19 protein-coding genes are annotated in these 17,922 nt (G+C 71.8%); 8 read left to right on the top strand and 11 right to left on the bottom strand.

From position 1 onward, the window contains the following. Together ACRB68_RS02870 and ACRB68_RS02865 are read left to right on the top strand one after the other, a co-directional pair. The gene (locus ACRB68_RS02870; RefSeq protein WP_153530698.1) at positions 1–990 is read left to right on the top strand and encodes a trypsin-like serine peptidase; all 990 of its coding nucleotides are present in this window, start codon (positions 1–3) and stop codon (positions 988–990) included. A gap of 74 nt (positions 991–1,064) precedes the next feature. Beyond that, a complete protein-coding gene (locus ACRB68_RS02865) occupies positions 1,065–1,439 on the top strand; it encodes a carboxypeptidase-like regulatory domain-containing protein (protein WP_153530697.1) in 375 nt (124 codons plus the stop codon). A gap of 47 nt (positions 1,440–1,486) precedes the next feature. Here ACRB68_RS02865 and ACRB68_RS42350 read toward each other — a convergent pair whose 3' ends face one another. Both ACRB68_RS42350 and ACRB68_RS02855 read right to left on the bottom strand, forming a co-directional pair. After that, positions 1,487–2,848, bottom strand: coding sequence for a hypothetical protein (locus ACRB68_RS42350; RefSeq protein ID WP_207709556.1), 1,362 nt, complete (start codon positions 2,846–2,848; stop codon positions 1,487–1,489). Between the two features lie 327 nt (positions 2,849–3,175). After that, on the bottom strand, positions 3,176–3,550 hold the full coding sequence (locus tag ACRB68_RS02855; protein ID WP_153530696.1) for a hypothetical protein: 375 nt from the start codon (positions 3,548–3,550) through the stop codon (positions 3,176–3,178). A gap of 287 nt (positions 3,551–3,837) precedes the next feature. On the opposite strand from ACRB68_RS02855, the gene ACRB68_RS02850 reads away from it, so the two are divergent. From ACRB68_RS02850 to ACRB68_RS02840, 3 genes are all read left to right on the top strand, one after another. Continuing rightward, positions 3,838–5,022: a helix-turn-helix domain-containing protein gene (locus ACRB68_RS02850; protein ID WP_153530695.1), complete on the top strand. Its 1,185-nt coding sequence runs from the start codon at positions 3,838–3,840 to the stop codon at positions 5,020–5,022. Positions 5,023–5,103: 81 nt separating this feature from the next. Next, positions 5,104–5,304 (top strand): hypothetical protein, encoded by a 201-nt coding sequence (locus ACRB68_RS02845; protein WP_153530694.1) that lies wholly within the window; start codon positions 5,104–5,106, stop codon positions 5,302–5,304. A gap of 244 nt (positions 5,305–5,548) precedes the next feature. Further along, a complete protein-coding gene (locus ACRB68_RS02840) occupies positions 5,549–5,863 on the top strand; it encodes a hypothetical protein (protein WP_153530693.1) in 315 nt (104 codons plus the stop codon). Here the strand turns inward: ACRB68_RS02840 and glnA are convergent. Next, positions 5,851–7,275, bottom strand: a complete 1,425-nt coding sequence (gene glnA / locus ACRB68_RS02835; protein ID WP_153530692.1) for a type I glutamate--ammonia ligase — start codon at positions 7,273–7,275, stop codon at positions 5,851–5,853. The two genes, ACRB68_RS02840 and glnA, sit on opposite strands and share 13 nt — an antisense overlap. Positions 7,276–7,451: 176 nt before the next feature. Here glnA and ACRB68_RS02830 point away from each other — a divergent pair, with 176 nt between their 5' ends. Next, positions 7,452–7,928, top strand: a complete 477-nt coding sequence (locus tag ACRB68_RS02830) for an RDD family protein (protein WP_153530691.1) — start codon at positions 7,452–7,454, stop codon at positions 7,926–7,928. A gap of 47 nt (positions 7,929–7,975) precedes the next feature. Here ACRB68_RS02830 and ACRB68_RS02825 read toward each other — a convergent pair whose 3' ends face one another. Further along, on the bottom strand, positions 7,976–8,671 hold the full coding sequence (locus tag ACRB68_RS02825) for a DUF4191 domain-containing protein (RefSeq protein WP_153530690.1): 696 nt from the start codon (positions 8,669–8,671) through the stop codon (positions 7,976–7,978). 36 nt (positions 8,672–8,707) lie between these two features. Next, complete coding sequence (gene lipA / locus ACRB68_RS02820) at positions 8,708–9,637, bottom strand: lipoyl synthase (RefSeq protein ID WP_328593673.1); 930 nt, start codon at positions 9,635–9,637, stop codon at positions 8,708–8,710. 163 nt (positions 9,638–9,800) lie between these two features. On the opposite strand from lipA, the gene ACRB68_RS02815 reads away from it, so the two are divergent. Then, a complete protein-coding gene (locus ACRB68_RS02815; protein WP_328593672.1) occupies positions 9,801–10,301 on the top strand; it encodes a YfbM family protein in 501 nt (166 codons plus the stop codon). On the opposite strand, the gene lipB is transcribed toward ACRB68_RS02815, so the two are convergent. The 3 genes from lipB to ACRB68_RS02800 form a co-directional block, all read right to left on the bottom strand. Further along, complete coding sequence (gene lipB, locus ACRB68_RS02810) at positions 10,298–11,020, bottom strand: lipoyl(octanoyl) transferase LipB (RefSeq protein WP_328594064.1); 723 nt, start codon at positions 11,018–11,020, stop codon at positions 10,298–10,300. The two genes, ACRB68_RS02815 and lipB, sit on opposite strands and share 4 nt — an antisense overlap. 38 nt (positions 11,021–11,058) lie before the next feature. Continuing rightward, positions 11,059–11,796 (bottom strand): Type 1 glutamine amidotransferase-like domain-containing protein, encoded by a 738-nt coding sequence (locus ACRB68_RS02805; RefSeq protein WP_153530689.1) that lies wholly within the window; start codon positions 11,794–11,796, stop codon positions 11,059–11,061. A gap of 81 nt (positions 11,797–11,877) precedes the next feature. After that, positions 11,878–12,771 carry a TIGR01777 family oxidoreductase gene (locus tag ACRB68_RS02800; protein ID WP_153530688.1) on the bottom strand — a complete coding sequence of 298 codons (894 nt, stop codon included), beginning with the start codon at positions 12,769–12,771 and terminating at the stop codon, positions 11,878–11,880. A 30-nt stretch (positions 12,772–12,801) separates the two neighbouring features. Here ACRB68_RS02800 and ACRB68_RS02795 point away from each other — a divergent pair, with 30 nt between their 5' ends. After that, positions 12,802–13,107: a hypothetical protein gene (locus ACRB68_RS02795; RefSeq protein ID WP_153530687.1), complete on the top strand. Its 306-nt coding sequence runs from the start codon at positions 12,802–12,804 to the stop codon at positions 13,105–13,107. Positions 13,108–13,284: 177 nt separating this feature from the next. Here ACRB68_RS02795 and sucB read toward each other — a convergent pair whose 3' ends face one another. The 3 genes from sucB to ACRB68_RS02780 all read right to left on the bottom strand — a co-directional run bounded on the left by sucB (position 13,285) and on the right by ACRB68_RS02780 (position 17,827). After that, positions 13,285–14,772 carry a 2-oxoglutarate dehydrogenase, E2 component, dihydrolipoamide succinyltransferase gene (gene sucB / locus ACRB68_RS02790; protein ID WP_153530686.1) on the bottom strand — a complete coding sequence of 496 codons (1,488 nt, stop codon included), beginning with the start codon at positions 14,770–14,772 and terminating at the stop codon, positions 13,285–13,287. 45 nt (positions 14,773–14,817) lie between these two features. Further along, complete coding sequence (gene lpdA / locus ACRB68_RS02785) at positions 14,818–16,209, bottom strand: dihydrolipoyl dehydrogenase (RefSeq protein ID WP_328593671.1); 1,392 nt, start codon at positions 16,207–16,209, stop codon at positions 14,818–14,820. An 88-nt stretch (positions 16,210–16,297) separates the two neighbouring features. Further along, positions 16,298–17,827 carry a leucyl aminopeptidase gene (locus ACRB68_RS02780; protein ID WP_153530685.1) on the bottom strand — a complete coding sequence of 510 codons (1,530 nt, stop codon included), beginning with the start codon at positions 17,825–17,827 and terminating at the stop codon, positions 16,298–16,300. Positions 17,828–17,922: the final 95 nt, after the last annotated feature.

Genomic DNA, 17,922 nt, shown 5'->3' with positions numbered 1-17,922 from the left:
GTGAACAGCACTCTCTTCGACAACGCCGCGCGACGCTGGGGCCGGACCGTCCTGACGGCCGCCGCGACGCTCTCGCTCGGCGCGGCCGTCCTCGCGGCCCCCACGGCCGGCGCGGCCGCCGCACCCGCCCCGAACACCCCGGTCGCCCGCTCGGCCAGCGGTAAGACCACGGTCGGGGCCGCAGCGGCCCGCACCGCCAAGACGTCGCTGGCCGGCGCCAAGGGCAGCGGCCGCATCGCCGACGCCAAGGGGGTCAGCTTCACCCGCAAGTTCCCCAAGAACGTCAAGATGCTCGGCGGCGATCTGAAGGCCAAGGACGTCATCGGCGCTGACGGCCGCACCCAGATCACCGATACCGCCAGCTACCCGAACCGCGTCGCGGGCAAGCTCACCTTCACCGCCCCGAACGGCGGCACCTACGGCTGTACCGCGTTCCTGTACGACGACAACACCGTCGCCACCGCGGGCCACTGCGTCTACTTCCACGACAACGCGGCCAACGTGCACGGCTGGAGCAGCAACTTCGTGTTCTGGCCCGGCCGCAACGGCACCTCCACGCCGTACGGGTCGTGCGGCTGGACCAACGTCTACTCGGTCAGCGGCTGGACCAGCAGCCAGAACCCCGAGTACGACTACGGCGCGATCAAGCTGAACTGCACCGTCGGCAACACCGTCGGCTGGTTCGGCCTGCAGTGGCAGACCGCGTCCTACGACGGCACCCAGGTCAACATCACCGGCTACCCGGGCGACAAGCCGAGCAACACCATGTGGCAGATGTCGGGCCCGATCGCGTCCTCGGCGACCCGCCAGCTGTTCTATTCGATCGACACCTACCACGGGCAGAGCGGCTCGGCGGTGCGCATCCCCGGCTGCGGCGCGTACTGCGCCATCGCCGTCCACACCTACGGCCTGTACGGCGGCTCGTCCTACAACCGGGGCACCCGCATCACCGAGGCCGCGTTCAACAACTACAACACCTGGAAGGCATGACGGACTGAAGGACACCGCGCCCCCGGCTCCATCCCTCCCGCCGGGGGCGCGGCCCCATCTCCGGAGCGGAAGCCATGCGACGAACCGGATGCCTGCTCGCAGCCGTCGCCCTGACGGCCCTCTGCACGACCGGCCCCGACACCCCGCGCTCGAACGACGACCCGCCCGACCCGGCGGAGCCCCGCCCGGCGGGCGCGATCTCCGGCCGCGTCCTGACCGCCGCCGGCACCCCCGTGCCGGACTGCCCCGTCCTGCCCGAGGCGACGTCCCACCCGGCCCCGGCCCTCCCCGAACTGGCCGCCGTGACCAACGCGGAAGGCCACTACCGCTGGCCGCTGCCGTCGGCGACCTACACCCTCACCGCCCGCTGCGCCCAGGGCACCGCCCACGCCACGAACCTGGTCCTGCACCCCGGCGAAGAACTCACCGCCGACCTCATCCTCGGCTGAGAAGAACGAACTCGCCCCAGGCGTGCCCGCCACCGGCAGGCCGGACTTCATAGGTCGGCGTCGTTGAGGATGCGGTACATCCAGGTCGGATGCAGCACGGGATTGGCAGCGGCATCATCGACGACGTTGGGATCGGGGTCCGATAGCAGTTGCTCCAACAGCGCATCGGTGATGTTGGGATGTCTGGCGGCCCCACGGCGCACGGAGTCTTCCGCATCGGCGGCCAGTCGCTGAAGGGCCGCCACCGGAAGTTCGGGATCGGCCAGGGCGCTGTACCGCACACGAGGGTTCGGTTCGTCGATGAAGGTGCGCAGCCTGTGCCGGGGAAAGTTAGGGTGCTCGACCAGGCCCGGCGCGATGTTGACGACGTCACCATGGTCACGTACCAGCCGTTCCAGGACTTCCGGCGGTGTGTCCGGGCGGCGTGCGGCGGCTCGACGAACCGAGACGACCGGGTCGTTGTCGAGCCGCCTCCAGGCTTCCTCAGGGAGGTCCGAGCAGGAGGCCAGAACACGCCGGAACACCGCATGCGGGCAGTCCAGGTAGGCCATCCGCTCATCAAGCGGCAATTCACACAGCCAGAGCGGCTCGCCGAAATACCAATGCAGCGCCACTTTGGCCGCGAAGCTGCCCTCGGCATGCTCGGCTTCCACCAGCGCATACAGTCGGTTTCTGGTCTCGTCGTCGACATGGCGGCTCTGCGCCACCGCGACACGCACGAGCGGGTCGTCGATGTCCAGGAGCCGGGCGACCATCGCAGCGGACAGATGCGGGTTGTAGGCGACTGCTTGCTTGACCTCTGCTTTCTCGATCTCCATGAGCGCGGTGAACTGGCCCATCGTCAATGGCAGGTAGCGCGCCACATTGATTTGCGTAGCCGGGTCGGCAAGACATCGGTCCGCCCATTCCGGAGGAACACCCGGCTGCTTTTGCAAAGTGGCGGCTGCACGGACCCGCGGATCGGGGTCGGCGAGCAACCCCTCTTGCACGGCCATCGGCCTGTCGTGCCAGGCACGCGCGATCGCGGCCCGCAGTTTCGGATCCGACGCGCCGGCCAGCGACGCTCGGGGGCGGCCATAGAGACCCTCTAGAAGGTCTATGCCGATCTCCACTTCGCGGTCCACCATGTGGCGGATGAAATCCCCATGGGCGCTACGGACCGCAGGATCGGGATGCTCGGCGATCCTCTGCCGCATCGCGGGAGAAATCCGGTCGCCGTGAAGAGACACCGCCGAATCACCGCCTCCGTGCGTCAAGAGGGCCTCGGCGACGGCATCGGAGAACCGCCCGCGACGCTGCGTCACCCCGTGCCTGCCGGCCTCGTGCGCGGTCAGACGGATCAGGACGTCTTCAGGAGCCGCCGGATTGCGCCCCAGCCCGGACAACTGCGGATGATCGAGGCTCGTCACGCGCCCAAAATAGTGCGGCTCTGCATGCTGATCCACCGCATGTGGGCCTCCGTTCGGGAGCTCGCGATCAGGCCTGGAATGCCGGAGCGGCGACGGTGCGGACCGCCACGCACAGAGCGTCGTGGCACTGGCATCGAGAGCCGTTCTTCGTGGTGAGGGACGTTCGTCGGCGCTGAGCGCCGCCGTGCAGTGGCTCTCGGAGGAGAGGTGCGGATCTAATCGACGAGGTCGCGGTCGGTCTCCTTGGACGGCTCTGGAACAGCGGGACGGTCTCACCACGCGATGGGTGACGCCGCTCCACGCCGCCGGGACGACGAGCTGCTGAGGTCACCACCAGCGCTGGACGGCGGCCGACAACTCCTCGGTCCACTCGGGTGCCGGCGGCACGTAGCCGCGGGCCCGGACGTCCTCGATGAACAAGGCGGGCAGCACCAGGGGCCGGATCGTCGCATACCGGACGCTGTCGACGCGCCAGATCCAGGTGCCGTCGGTCTGGAGGGAGGTGTTGACGTGCTCGCCCGGCGTGAAGAGGTCCGGCACCGCCTCCATCACGTCGAGCCCGGACTTGGCCGTGCGCATGTACTCCAGGATCTGCGCCCGATCCGGCTCGACGATGCGGCCGCTCGCGTTGTGGATCGAGGGCAGATCCTCCCGCTCCCCGCCGTACATCTCCCGATAAAGGGCCACAGGCTTCAGCTCCATCGGGCCATCCTCCAGCCCGCGCCCCGGCTCAGCAACCAAGATCGTCTGAACCACCGGCGAATCCGGGCGGTTCGGCCCGCCGCCCTGTCAGTGCAGCGCCTCGCTCAACCCGGCGATGTCGGGATGATCCAGCCAGTGCGGGAGATGTCGATACGTCGCCTTGTCAGGCCGGCGCCGGATGCGCTGGGGAAATGCACGCTGGTTGCGCTGGAGCCGCTCTGCCCCTGACGGTGGAAGGCCCCGCACCGTAGCCTGAGGGGGCGACCACTCAGGAAGGTGCGAGACCTATGTCTGAGGCTCCCCCCGAAACCGTCGGCATGCGGCTCGCTCGCGCACGGAAGCGGCGCGGCCTCACTCAGCAGGGCCTCGCGCAGGCCACAGTCTACAGCCGCGGCCACATCGCCCAGGTCGAGGGCGGCAAGAAGGCCGCCACGCCCTCCTTCGTGGCCGCGGCCGCGCGGGCGCTCGGCGTCGACCCGGCCGAGCTGTTCGGCCAGCCCTACCACCTCGCCGGTCAGGACGACCAGGTGCACGCCGCCATCCCCGAGCTGCGCCGGATCATGGCGACCGCCGGAGTCGGGCTGGAGCCGGACGGCCCGCCGCGCTCGCTGGACGAGCTCGCCGCCGAGGTCGCCACGGCCCGGCATCTGATCCATCAGGCGCAGCTCACCAAACTCGGCGCGCGGTTGCCCGCCGTTCTGGAAGAGCTGACGTACTGGGCCGCCGAACTCGATGACGCCCGGACCTGGGCGCTGCTGTCACGCGCCTACCGTGACGCGACCTCGTTCGCCCGCCGCCTCGGCTACGGAGGTGACGCCCTGGCCCTGCTCGAGCGCGCGGCCGACGCCGCGCGCCGGGCCCAGGACCCACATCCAATGGTGCTGGTGACCCTGGCCAGGGTGCTCATTCTCACCGCGATGGACCAGTCGGCGGCCGCCCTGACCCTGCTGGACCGGGCGGCGGCCACGGTGGACCCGGCCCGTCCGGACGCCGTCGAGCTGGCCGGCGCGGTCGAGCTGCGGTCGGCGATCATCGCGGCCCGTGCCGCCGACGCGTCGCGGGCGTGGGACTACCACGGCAGCGCGACCGAGCGCCTGCGCGCGGCCGGCCCGGTGCCGGACGTGCACGGCCTCCAGGTCACGATGCCGAACGCGGCGGTGCACGGCGCGGCCGTCGCGGTCGAGCTCGGTGACATGGACGAGGCGGCCCGCCGCGACGCGGGGATCGGTGAGCGCACGCTGGCGTCCCTGCCGCCGGAGCGGAGTGCGCACCACGAGATCGACATGGCCCGCGCGCTGCTGGAGACGGGCGCCCACGAGCGGGCTCTCAAGCGGCTGGCGGGCGCCGAACGGACCGCCCCGCAGATGACGCACTTCCACCCCACGGCGCGGTCCGTCGTGGCGCATCTGGTCGATGCGCGCCGGACCTTGCCGGAGCCGCTACGCAGGCTCCACCACCGCATGAGCGCATAGCGCCGCGCTCGCTCTTCGGCAAGGAATGCGGTGCACCATCTTGGTGCACTACGGAAAGTGCGCGCGGCGATCCTGTGCGTCATGAAGCAGGCACGCGATGCGGCCGAGGAGCTGAGCCTCCTCCGCCGCGAGTTCTCTGGCTGGTCGTTCCTGATCAGTGACCGGGGCCGATGGTGGGCGCTGCGCACCGGCCCACATGTCGTGTCCGAGATCGTCACCGACACCGCTGCCCTCCTGCGCGAGCAGCTCCAAGAGCTGCACGAAGTGGAGCAGGGGCGATGAACGTGACCATGCGTCGACGTACGCCTACCTGGCACGTCGTACGGCTGCCCGTCCACTGGCCGGCCTGGACGCAGTGGCGGGGGCCGTTCGCGCCGGAGCCCGCGCTGCAAGACCGGGAGGCCGCGCGTCCTCTGGCCTGGGCGTGGGCGCATGGCGGGAGATCGGCGCCGCGCGGCGCTCAGACGGCGCGGCGGCGCGGCACCGTACCCGCAGTCCGTGCCGCCGCGTCCTGCGGGAGGGGGCGGTGACGCCGATCAACCACCTTGTCCGGCTGGCCGGCGCGCTCGGGTGTCCTTCTCGGCTGATCACCGAAGAGGTGGCGCGGCTCAGGGTGTGGCGGGCGGAGACGCCGGGGGTCGGCTACGAGGTTGTCGTCGGCGAGATCGACGGGGTGCCTTGGTTCTGGGCGGTCGGTGTTGCGTTGGCGCCTTGCGACGAACCGGTGTGCGCGGCGGGGGAGGTCGCTGCGGTGCTGGAGGACCCGGCGATTTTGTGGTGGGACGCCGAAGGGGCGTGCCGAGGTCGGCACGCCCCTTCGGTGACGCATCAGATGTCGTAGTACAGCTCGAACTCGTGGGGGTGCGGGCGGAGGCGGATCGGGTCGATCTCGAACTCGCGCTTCATGGAGATCCACGTCTCGATGAGGTCCGGCGTGAAGACGCCGCCCTCGAGGAGGTAGTCGTGGTCGGCCTCCAGGGCGTCCAGGACCGCGTCGAGCGAGCCGGGCACCTGCGGGATGGCGCGGGCCTCCTCCGGCGGGAGCTCGTAGAGGTCCTTGTCGACCGGCTCGGCGGGCTCGATCTTGTTCTTGATGCCGTCCAGGCCCGCCATCAGCATCGCCGAGAAGGCGAGGTAGGGGTTGCAGGACGGGTCCGGCACGCGGAACTCGACCCGCTTGGCCTTGGGGTTGGAGCCGGTGATCGGGATGCGGATGCACGCCGACCGGTTGCGCTGGGAGTAGACCAGGTTGACCGGGGCCTCGTAGCCGGGCACCAGGCGGTGGTAGGAGTTCACCGTCGGGTTGGTGAAGGCCAGCAGCGACGGGGCGTGCTTCAGCAGGCCGCCGATGTAGTAGCGGGCGTTGTCCGACAGGCCCGCGTAGCCGACCTCGTCGTAGAACAGCGGCGAGCCGTCCTTCCACAGCGACTGGTGGACGTGCATGCCCGAGCCGTTGTCGCCGAAGATGGGCTTCGGCATGAAGGTGACGGTCTTGCCCGCCGCGCGCGCCACGTTCTTGACGACGTACTTGTACAGCATCAGCTGGTCGGCGGTCTTCAGCAGCGTGTCGAAGCGGAAGTCGATCTCGGCCTGGCCGGCCGTGCCGACCTCGTGGTGCTGCATCTCCACGTGGATGCCGACGTCCAGCAGCTGGGCCACCATCTCCGAGCGCAGGTCGGTGTAGTGGTCCATCGGCGGGACGGGGAAGTAGCCGCCCTTGTAGGGGGGCTTGGCGCCGAGGTTGCCGCCGGGCTCTTCACGGCCGGTGTTCCAGGCGCCCTCGATCGAGTCGAGGTAGTAGTAGCCGGCGTTCTGCTTGGTCTCGAAGCGCACGTCGTCGAAGATGTAGAACTCGGCCTCGGGGCCGACGTAGACGGTGTCGGCGATGCCGGTGCCGCGCAGGTAGTCCTGGGCCTTCTTGGCGACGTTGCGGGGGTCGCGGCTGTAGGGCTCGCCCGTCAGCGGGTCGTGCACGAAGAAGTTGAGGTTCAGCGTCTTGTGCTGGCGGAACGGGTCGACCACCGCGGTGGACGGGTCCGGCAGCAGCAGCATGTCCGACTCGTGGATCTCCTGGAATCCGCGGACGGAGGAGCCGTCGAACATCAGGCCCTCGCTGAAGACGCTTTCGCCGAAGCTCTCCACCGGGAACGTGAAGTGCTGCATCTTGCCGGGCAGGTCCACGAACCGGCAGTCCACGAACCGGACATCCTCGTCCCTGATGTAGCTCAGGACCTCGTCGGCGCTGCTGAACATCCAGCCTCCTTGGGGCGCTCTTGGCTTCCGCAGGCTACGGAAGGGCCGTTTCCCGGCCGTGTCCCGTATGTTTCGCCTGTGTTACGAATCACTCTGTGGCGTTGCTCACGGCCCGGCGGGGTCCGGGGCGAACGCTCGACACGGAGCCCTACCCGGAAACGGATACCGTATGTCTCATGAGCAGCGGGAAAGAGACCGGGCAGCGGTGGACGCAGACGTGGCTGGGCGGGGCCCGGTCGGCGGGGGTCGATCTCGGCAAGCCCGGTGAGCGCCTCGGGCTGCCCGAGAGCGGCAGCGGCGCGGTGGCGGGCTACGGCCGCCGGCTCGGCGCGCTGTTCATCGACTGGGCGCTGTCGCTGCTGGTCGCCAGCCTGCTGACGCGCGTCCTGGACTGGACGCCGCCGCAGCGCAGCATGGCCACCCTGGTGGTCTTCGCGGTCCAGGTGTGGCTGCTGACGGGGCTGCTCGGCCTCACCATCGGCAAGCGGATCTGCGGTATCCGGGTGGCGCGCCTGGACGGCCGCCCGGTCGGCCTCGGCTGGTCGCTCGCCCGCACGCTGCTGCTGGTGCTCGTGGTGCCCGCGATGATCTGGGACCGCGACTACCGCGGCATGCACGACCGCGCCGCAAACACCGTCGTCGTCAACGCCTAGCCGGAAACGAGAAAAGCGCCCCCGCGGGGGCGCTTTTCTCATGTCGTCTAGCGGGTCTTCGGCTTGGGGCCCTTGGGCATCCGCGCGCCCTTGGGCATCGGGCCCTTCGGCATCTGCATGTTGCGCGGCAGCGCCTGCAGCCGGTCGTTCAGCTCGGCGACCTGGGCCTTGGTCAGGTTGCGCGGCAGCTTCATCAGGTGGCGCTGGAGCTTGTCCACCGGGACCTGCCCCTCCTCGTCGCCGACCTGGACGTCATAGATCGGCACCTGCTGGGCGGCGCGCGAGATGCGCTTCTTCTCCGCGCCGAGCAGCGGGCCGACCCGGCTGCGCGGGCCCTCGGAGACCAGCACCACGCCGGCCCGGCCGACCGCGCGGTGCACCATGTCGAGGTTGCGGTTGCCGCTCACGGCCTCGGTGACGGTCCAGCCGCCGCGGGCGTTCTTCAGGATCGCCGCGGCCGCGCCGGGCTGCCCGGCGATCACCTTGTACTGGGCGCGCTGCGCCAGCTGGCCGAAGGTGATCATGCCGACGGCGAACGCGGCCAGCACCGCCAGCGGGATGAAGAACCACAGCTGGCCGATCAGCAGCCCGATGAGGATGACGACGACCAGGGTGCCGAGCGCGGCGGCGAAGACGATCGGCAGGGCCTTGGGGTCGGCCTGCTTGAGCACCTGGGCGACCATGCGGATCTGCTTGAGGCGGCCCGGACGCTCCTGGGCCCCGTCCGTGGGCTTTTTCGACATGTTGCTAAGGATAGTCGGGTGTCACCCGTCCGTCGGTCATGCCCGCCGGGCGTCGACCGCCTGCTGGTAGAGCCGGCCGGCGCGGTAGCTGGAGCGCACCAGCGGCCCCGACATGACCCCGGCGAAGCCGATCGCCTCGGCCTCGGCCGACAGCTCCACGAACTCCTCGGGCTTGACCCAGCGCTCCACGGGGTGGTGCCGGGGGGAGGGGCGCAGGTACTGGGTGATGGTGACCAGCTCGCAGCCCGCGGCGTGCAGGTCGCGCAGCGCCTCGGAGACCTCCTCGCGGGTCTCGCCCATGCCGAGGATCAGGTTGGACTTGGTGACCAGGCCCGCCTCCCGGGCGCGGGTGATCACTTCGAGGGAGCGCTCGTAGCGGAAGCCGGGGCGGATCCGCTTGAAGATGCGCGGCACCGTCTCCACGTTGTGCGCGAGCACCTCGGGACGCGACCCGAACACCTCGGCGAGCTGGGCGGGGTCGGCGTTGAAGTCGGGGATCAGCAGCTCGACGCCGCAGCCGGGCACGGCCGCGTGGATCTGCCGGACGGTCTCGGCGTACAGCCACGCCCCGCCGTCCTCCAGGTCGTCGCGGGCGACGCCGGTGACGGTGGCGTACTTCAGCCCCATCGAGGCGACCGACTCGGCGACGCGGCGCGGCTCGTCGCGGTCGAACGCGGCGGGCTTGCCGGTGTCGATCTGGCAGAAGTCGCAGCGGCGGGTGCACTGGTCGCCGCCGATGAGGAAGGTCGCCTCGCGGTCTTCCCAGCACTCGTAGATGTTGGGGCAGCCGGCCTCCTGGCACACCGTGTGCAGGCCCTCGGACTTCACCAGCGCGGTGAGCTCGCGATACTGCGGGCCCATCTTCAGCCGCGTCTTGATCCAGTCGGGCTTGCGCTCGATGGGGGTCTGGCTGTTGCGGGCCTCGATGCGCAGGAGCTTGCGCCCCTCAGGTGTCGCCGTCGTCACGGTGCCAGCCTACGTGCCGATCACCGGGCTCGGCACATCGCGGCCTACGGCACGAAACGGCGGCGATCATGCGTCGATTCAGGTGTTTCCACACTGCGTAGCCGCCGATCTCTTAGGGTGACTCCCTGTCATCGAGCAGCAGGACGTTCGCAGGAGGACCGCCGTGGGTCTGGCAATGTCGTACCTCAGGGTGCCGACGGTACTGGAGGGGGATCCGGATCCGGCCCGGATCGCCCGCCGGCTGTTCGGCGCGCCCGGCTGGCGGGCCGAACGGCGGCCGCTGGATCTCGGCGGCGCCTGGCAGGCGCTGCACTTCATGATCACCGGGGACGCCTGGGACGGCCGCCAGCCCGAGGCCGACGTGGTGTGCGGCGGCCGGCTGCTCACCGAGGACGGCGCGGACGAGCTCGGCCTGGACGTGGTCTACCTGGACGCGGCCCGGGTCAAGCCCGCCGCCGACCACCTGGCCGCGACCCCGTTCGAGCGGATCGCGGGCCGCTACGACCCCGCCGCGATGGCCGCCGCGGGCGTCCAGGGCGCGCAGGGGCTGGACGCGGCCGTCCGCGACCGGGTCCTGCGGCCCGCCTACGAGGAGCTGTCGCGCTTCTTCCAGGCGGCGGCCGACGGCGGCGAAGCCGTCTACAAGGCGATGGCCCCCGTCTAGAGCGCGAGCTGGGCGGTGGTGCGGTGCAGCACCGCGCCGGCGCCCAGCAGCCTGGCCAGGTGCCGTTCCACCAGCGGGACGACCTCGGCGACCGGCACCGGGCGGCCGAGCTCCTGGGACAGGCTGGTGGAGCCGGCGTCCCGGATCCCGCACGGGACGATGCGGTCGAACCACGACATGTCGCAGTCGCAGTTGATCTGGAAGCCGTGCATCGTCACGTTCCGCCGGACCCGCAGGCCGATCGAGCCGAGCTTGCGGTCCGGCGTGCCGGGCACCCAGAGGCCGCTGCGGCCCTCGACGAACTTGGTGGCGAGACCGAACTCGGCGCAGACGTCCATCATCATCCGCTCCAGCAGCCGGACGAACGCCACCCCGCCGGTGGAGTCGCGCAGCTTGACGATCGGATACCCGGTCAGCTGCCCCGGCCCGTGCCAGGTGATCTTGCCGCCGCGGTCGACCTCGACCACCGGCGCGCCCGGGTCGCCCATCGGGCGGTCCAGCGGCTCGGTGCGCTTGCCCGCCGTGTAGACCGGCTCGTGCTCCAGCAGCAGCACCGTGTCGCCGATCTCGTCGGCGATCCGCTTCTCCTGGGTGCGTTTCTGCAGGTCCCAGCCGGCCTCGTAGGGCACCGCCGCGGCGCCGAACCCCGCGTGCACGACGACCAGCTCGCGCGCGCCCGCCTCGGCCGTCACGGTCGAGGCCGTGTCCACTGTGTCCACATCGCTCACGGCGCCCAGCCTATGCGGCGCGGCCCCGTTCACGGCGTGGTGAGCAGCCGCGGCTCGATGCGGAACTCCTTGGCCGAGCCCGCGCCGTCCGGCTCGACCCGGTAGGCGCCCGCCTGCGGGCGGTAGGAGACGGCCTGGACGAACTCGGTGCCGACGTAGTGCAGCGCGACCGACTCGTCGGCGGCGTACCCGGCCGGCAGCACGCCCTGCCCGACCGAGGCGTGCAGCAGCGTGCGGCGCTGCGGGTCGGAGTCGTAGTGCACGCCGCACGAGTAGGGCAGGAACGCCAGGCCGTCGTCCAGCGGCCGCAGCTCGGGCCCGAAGGAGTCGGTGTTGCCGCCCACGTGCCAGCAGAGCGCGCCCGCGCTCTGCCCGGACAGCACCACGCCCTCCCGCCACGCCTCGCGCATGACCTCGTCCAGGCCGTGCAGCCGCCACAGGGCCAGCAGGTTGGCGACGCTGCCGCCCGACACGTAGATCAGGTCCTGGCCGAGCAGGTGCGCGCGGACGTCGGCGACGTTCGGCATCGGGAACAGCGCCAGATGGCTCACCTCGGCGTCCAGCCGGGAGAAACCGTCGTAGAAGCGGGCGATGTAGTCCGCGCCGTCGCCGACGGCGGTGGTGAGGAAGCAGACGCGCGGGCGGTCCTGGCCGGTCAGGTCCAGCGCGTACCGCATGAGGGGGCTCGGCGCGAGCCCGTAGCGGTCGTCGGGTACGAAGCTGCCGCCGCCGATGGCGAGGATGTGCGGCTGGCCGTCGGTGCTCATGAACTCTCCCACTCAGAGTGCTGTACTCGTCACGCTACGGGCGGCGACGCGGCTCATGTTCCACTTTGGTATTTCTTGGCATTAATCGGCGAGCACCGCACGCAGGGCCCCGTCCAGGTCGGGATGGGCGAAACCGAACCCCGCCTCCAGCAGCCGCTTCGGCAGGACGCGCTGGCTGATCAGGGCGCCCTCGTCGGCGAAACCGCGCAGGACGGCGCGCAGGGCGAACGCGGGCACGGTGAACGGCGTCGGCCGCCCGAGCGCCCGGCCGACCGCCTTGGTGTAGTCGGCGTTGGTGACGGGATTGGGCGCGGTCAGGTCGACCGGGCCCGCCAGGTCGCCGTCGACGAGGAAGCGCAGGGCGGCGACCTGGTCGTCCAGGCCGATCCAGCTGATCCACTGGCGGCCGTCGCCGAGCTTGCCGCCGAGGCCGAGCCGGAACAGCGGCAGGACCTTGCCGAGCAGGCCGCCCTCGGCGGTGAGGACGATCCCGGTGCGCGGGTGCACGACCCGCACGCCCGCCTCGGCCGCCGGAGCGGCGGCGGCCTCCCAGTCCCGCACCACCTCCGCCAGGAAGCCCGCGCCGGACGGGGCGGACTCGTCGACCGCCCGGCCGCCGGTGTCGCCGTAGTAGCCGACCGCCGACCCCGACACCAGCACCCGCGGCCCGTCCTTGGCCTTCGCGACGGCCTCGGCGATGGTCCGGGTGCCGAGCACCCGGCTGTCGCGGACCTGGCGCTTGTAGGAGGCGGTCCAGGGCCGGTCGCCGATCCCGGCGCCCGCCAGGTGCACGACGGCGTCCACGCCCTCGACCCCGCGCGGGTCCACACGGCCGCCCGCCGGGTCCCAGCGGACCTCGTCGGGGGCGGCGGGCTCGTGCCGCACCAGCCTCAGCACCTCGTGCCCGTCGGCCAGCAGTGACCGGACGAGGGCCGTACCGATGAGCCCGGTGGAACCGGTCACGGAGAGCTTCATGGGACCAACCCTACGGGTAGCCTCCCTGCCATGACCAAGATCCCTACCGCCGCCGTCGCCGCCTCCGGCCTCATCGGCGGCTACGCCGCCGCCCGCTTCACCCGCCGCCGCGAACTCGGCGGCGCCGTCCTGGCCGCCGCCGGCGCCTGGTGCACCCGGGAATGGGCCCGCACCAGCGGCCCGGCCGGCGCCGCCGGACTCCTCACGGTCTACCTGGCGGGGTTCGGCGGGTCGCACCCGCTGGCCAAGAAGGTGGGCGCCTGGCCTGCCGTCCTGGGCGTGGCCGTCTTGTCGGCCGGGACGGCCTATGCGGTCTCCGACCGGAAGGCCGGCTGACGCAAAAAAGAGGGACCCGCCGGTTATCGCAGGTCCTCTTACGACTTGCGCCCCGCCCCTCGCCTAGCGGCTCGGGGCGGGGCGCGTACGCGGCTCCGCTCGGCGCCCCTTTAAGGGCGGGTGGCGGGCGGCCTTGCTCCAGGGGCCGGGGTGGCCGGGCCCTGGAGGTTCGGCTGCCTAGAGGCCGAGCTCGGCCTCGAAGTTGCCCTCTTCCAGGCGGTGCTTGATGGTGCCGAGGAAGCGGGCGGCGTCGGCGCCGTCGATGAGGCGGTGGTCGTAGGTCAGGGCCAGGTAGACCATGGACCGGACCGCGATGACCTCGCCGAGCTCGGGGTCGTCGATGACGGCCGGGCGCTTGACGACCGAGCCGGTGCCGAGCATGCCGACCTGCGGCTGGTTCAGGATCGGGGTGTCGAACAGCGCGCCCCGGCTGCCGGTGTTGGTGAGCGTGAAGGTGCCGCCCGCCAGCTCGTCCGGGCTGACCTTGTTGGTGCGGGTCCGCTCGGCGACGTCGGCGATGCGCTGGGCGAGGCCGCCCAGGTTCAGCTGGCCGGCGTTGTGGATGACCGGCACCATGAGGCCGCGCTCGGGCACGTCCACCGCGATGCCGAGGTTCTCCACGTCGTGGTAGGTGACCTCGTTGTTGTCGGTGTCGATGACCGCGTTCAGCTTCGGGTGGGCCTTGAGGGCCTCGATCGCCGCCTGCGCGAAGAACGGCATGAACGACAGCTTCACGCCCTCGCGGGCGAGGAAGTCGGCCTTGGCCCGGTCGCGCAGCCGCGCGATCTTGGTGACGTCGACCTCGACGACGGTGGTGAGCTGCGCCGAGACCTGCAGCGACTCGACCATGCGGCGGGCGATGGTCTGCCGGATCCGCGACATCTTCTCGGTCTTGCCGCGCAGCGCGAGCTGGTCGGCGGGCGCGCCGGCCGGGGCGGGCGCCGCGTGGCGGGCGGGCGCGGGCTGCTGCGCCGCGGGCGCGGCGGGAGCGGCCGGCGCGGCGGCCGGGGCCGGCGCGGGGGCCTCGGCCCGCTGCTGGGCGGCGCGGGCCGCCTCCAGGACGTCCTGCTTGCGGATGCGGCCGCCGACGCCGGTGCCGGTGACCGAGTTCAGGTCGACGTTGTGCTCGCTGGCGAGCTTGCGCACCAGCGGCGTGACGTACGGGCCGTCACCGGAGGGCGCGGCCTCCTGCTTGGGCTCCTCGGCCGGGGCCTGCTGCTGCTGGGCGGCCGGGGCCGGCTCGGGAGCCGACGGGGCCTGCTGCTGCTGCGCGGGCGGCGGCCACGCCGACGGCGGCGGAGCCTGCTGCTGCTGCGCGGCGGGGGCCGGGGCCTCCTCCTGCTGCTGCTCCTGCTGCTTGGGCGCCTCTTCGGCGGGCGCCTCCTCGGCCTTGTCCTCGGTTCCGCCGCCGGCGGCGGGGGCGTCGCCCTCGTCGCCGATGACGGCCAGTTCGGCGCCGACCTCGACGGTCTCGTCCTCGGCGACGGTGATGCTGGTCAGGATGCCCGAGGCGGGCGAAGGAATCTCGGTGTCGACCTTGTCGGTGGACACTTCGAGGAGCGGCTCGTCGGTCTCGACGCGCTCGCCCTCCTTCTTCAGCCAGCGGGTGACGGTGCCCTCGGTGACGCTCTCGCCGAGCTGGGGCATGGTGACGGAGACCGGCATGGCTCTCAGCGACTCCTTCGAGAAATGAACAGTGCGGCGGCTGGTTCAGCCGTGCACGTGCAGTGGCTTGCCGGCGAGCGCGAGGTGTGCCTCGCCGACCGCTTCGGACTGGGTCGGATGGGGATGGATCAGCTGGGCCACCTCGCCCGGCAGGGCCTCCCAGTTGTAGATCAGCTGCCCTTCGGCGATGAGCTCGCCGACGCGCGCGCCGACCATGTGGATGCCGAGGACGGGCCCGTCCACGGCCGCGATCACCTTGACCTCGCCCTGCGTCCCCAGGATCTTGCTCTTGGGGTTGCCGGCCAGGTCGTAGGTGACCTCCTTGACCTCGAGCCCGCGGGCCCGGGCGGTGGCGGTGGTGATGCCCACCGACGCCACCTCGGGGTCGGAGTAGGTGATCCGCGGCACCCCGTCGTAGTCGATCGGCGCGGGGTCCAGCCCGCCGAGCCGCTCGGCCACCAGGATGCCCTCGGCGAAGCCGACGTGCGCCAGCTGCGGCGTGGCGATCAGGTCGCCGACGGCCGAGACGGTGGGCACGTTGGTGCGGCAGTGCCCGTCGACCTTGACGAAGCCCCGCTCGACCTGGACGCCGGCGGCCTCCAGCCCGATGTCCTCCGACACCGGGCCGCGGCCGACCGCGACCAGCAGCAGCTCCGCGTCGATCGTCTTTCCGCCCTCCAGCGTCACCGCGACGCCGCCCTGGGTGGTCTTGACGCTCTCGAAGCGGGTGCCGAGCTCGTACTTGATGCCGCGCTTGCGGAAGGCCCGCTCCAGGCGCTTGGAGCTGGTCTCCTCCTCCAGCGGCAGCAGGTGGGGGAGGGCCTCGACGATGGTGACCTCGGCGCCGAAGGAGCGCCACACGCTGGCGAACTCCACGCCGATGACGCCGCCGCCGAGGATGACGACGGACCCGGGGACGTGGTTCAGCTTCAGCGCGTGGTCGCTGGAGATGACGCGCTCGCCGTCGATGTCCAGGCCGGGCAGCGACTTCGGGCGGGAGCCGGTGGCGAGCACGATGTGCCGCCCCTCTAGCGAGAAGGTCTCCCCGCCGTCCTCGGTGACCTGGACGGTGGTCGGCCCGGTGAGGCGGCCGGTGCCCGCGACGATGTCGATGCCCTTGGACCTGATCAGCCCGGTGAGCCCCTTGACGGTGGTGGAGACGACCTTGTCCTTGTAGGCGTTGACGCCCTCGACGTCGATGCCCTCGAAGGTCGCCCGGACGCCGTACTTGGCGGCCTCGCGGGTCTGGTCGGCGATCTCGGCGGCGTGCAGCAGCGCCTTGGTCGGGATGCAGCCCCGGTTCAGGCAGGTGCCGCCGAGTTCGGCGCGCTCGACCAGGGCGACGGTCTTGCCGAGCTCGACGGCGCGGAGCGCGCACGCGTACCCGCCGCTGCCACCGCCCAGGACCACGATGTCGTAGGGGCCGCTGTTGCCCACTGGCCGTTTCCTTTCGCCGCCTCGGGGGCCTCGTCGCCCCCGCGGCCAAATCTATTCGCCTGCCGGGCCCGGCCGCACCGGGCCGAGGTCACAGAGTTCCGGCCGCCAGGTCCTCGGCGATCTGGACCAACGTACGTGTCGCCGCCCCGGTGCCGCCCTTCGGGGTGTACCCGTAGGCCTCGCCCTTGTGGAAGGAGGGGCCGGCGATGTCCAGGTGCGCCCAGCGCACGCCGTCCGGCACGAACTCCTTCAGGAAGACGCCCGCGGTCAGCATGCCGCCCCAGCGCTCGCCGCTGATGTTGGCGATGTCGGCGACGGCCGAGTCCAGGCCCTTGCGCAGCTCGGCCGGGAGCGGCATGCCCCAGGCGGCCTCGCCGGCGCGGCCGGCGGCGTCCACGACCTTCTCGCGCACGTCGTCGTCGTTGGCCATGACGCCGGCGGTGCGGGTGCCGAGCGCGACCAGCTGCGCGCCGGTCAGCGTGGCGATGTCGACGATGAGGTCGGGGCCGTCCTCGCCGGAGCGCACCAGCGCGTCGGCCAGGACCAGGCGGCCCTCGGCGTCGGTGTTGAGGACCTCGACGGTGGTGCCGCCGTAGATGCGCAGCACGTCGGAGGGGCGCTGGGCGGTGCCGCTCGGCATGTTCTCGGCGAGCGCGAGGTAGCCGACGACGTTGACCTTCGGGCCGAGCTCGGCGATGGCCTGCAGCGCGCCGAGGACGGCGGCCGCGCCGCCCATGTCGGACTTCATCCAGTCCATCGCCTCGGCGGGCTTCAGGGACAGGCCGCCGGAGTCGAAGGTGATGCCCTTGCCGACCAGCGCGAGGGTCTTGGCGGCCTCGGGGTGGGTGTAGGCGAGGCGGACCAGGCGCGGCGGGTTGACCGAGCCCTGCCCGACGCCGGCGATGCCGCCGTAGCCGCCCTCGACCAGGGCCTTCTCGTCCAGCACCTCGATGTCCAGGCCCGCGTCGCCGGCGACGCGCACGGCGACGTCGGCGAAGTCCTCGGGGGACAGGTCCGACGGCGGGGTGTTGACCAGGTCGCGCACGAGCGTGACCGCGGCGGCGAGGGTGCGGGCACGCGCGACGGCGTCGTCGTGGCCGTCCGCGCCGGTCAGCACGATCTGCTCGACCAGGCTCTTCTGCTCGCCGGTGCGGTAGACGCCGAAGGCGTAGTTGCCGAGCAGCGCGCCGAGGGCGACCGCCTCGGCGTCGGCGGCGGAGGCGACGGGGAGGGCGACGGCGGCGCGGGCGGACCCGGCGAGCGCGCGCAGGGCCGCGCCGGCGGCGCGGCGCAGCTCCTCGGGGCCGGCGTCCTCGCCGAGCCCGGCCGCGACGACGACGGGCGCGGGCAGCGCGCCGAGCGTCGGCAGCTTGGTGATCTCACCGGCCTTGCCGGTGGCGCCGAGCGCCGTGAGCGCGGAGGCCAGCCCGCCGTTCAGGGCCTCGTCGATGCCTTCGGCGCCGGGGGCCGGGCGCGGGCCCGCCTCTCCGGGGACGACGCCGATCACGATGGCGTCCACCTGAAGACCTGCCGGAACTCCGCTGTCAAGGCTGATGCTCGTCACGTACCCCGATGTTAGTCCTCCCGGTGACCGGTTTCGCCCTTTTGGATCAAGCATTGCCAACCCCCGGGCGGCCCCCGGGGGTGGCGGATCGGTGATCTTGGCGCGTCCCGGCGCAGGTCAGGAGCGAGTTGCCGGCGGCGGGGGTGGCG

This window comes from Actinomadura macrotermitis, assembly GCF_009604375.1.
In the GTDB taxonomy this organism is placed as follows: Bacteria; Actinomycetota; Actinomycetes; order Streptosporangiales; family Streptosporangiaceae; genus Spirillospora; species Spirillospora macrotermitis.
Note: the sequence above shows the minus strand (reverse complement) of the source record. Positions and strands in the feature narration are given on the sequence as shown.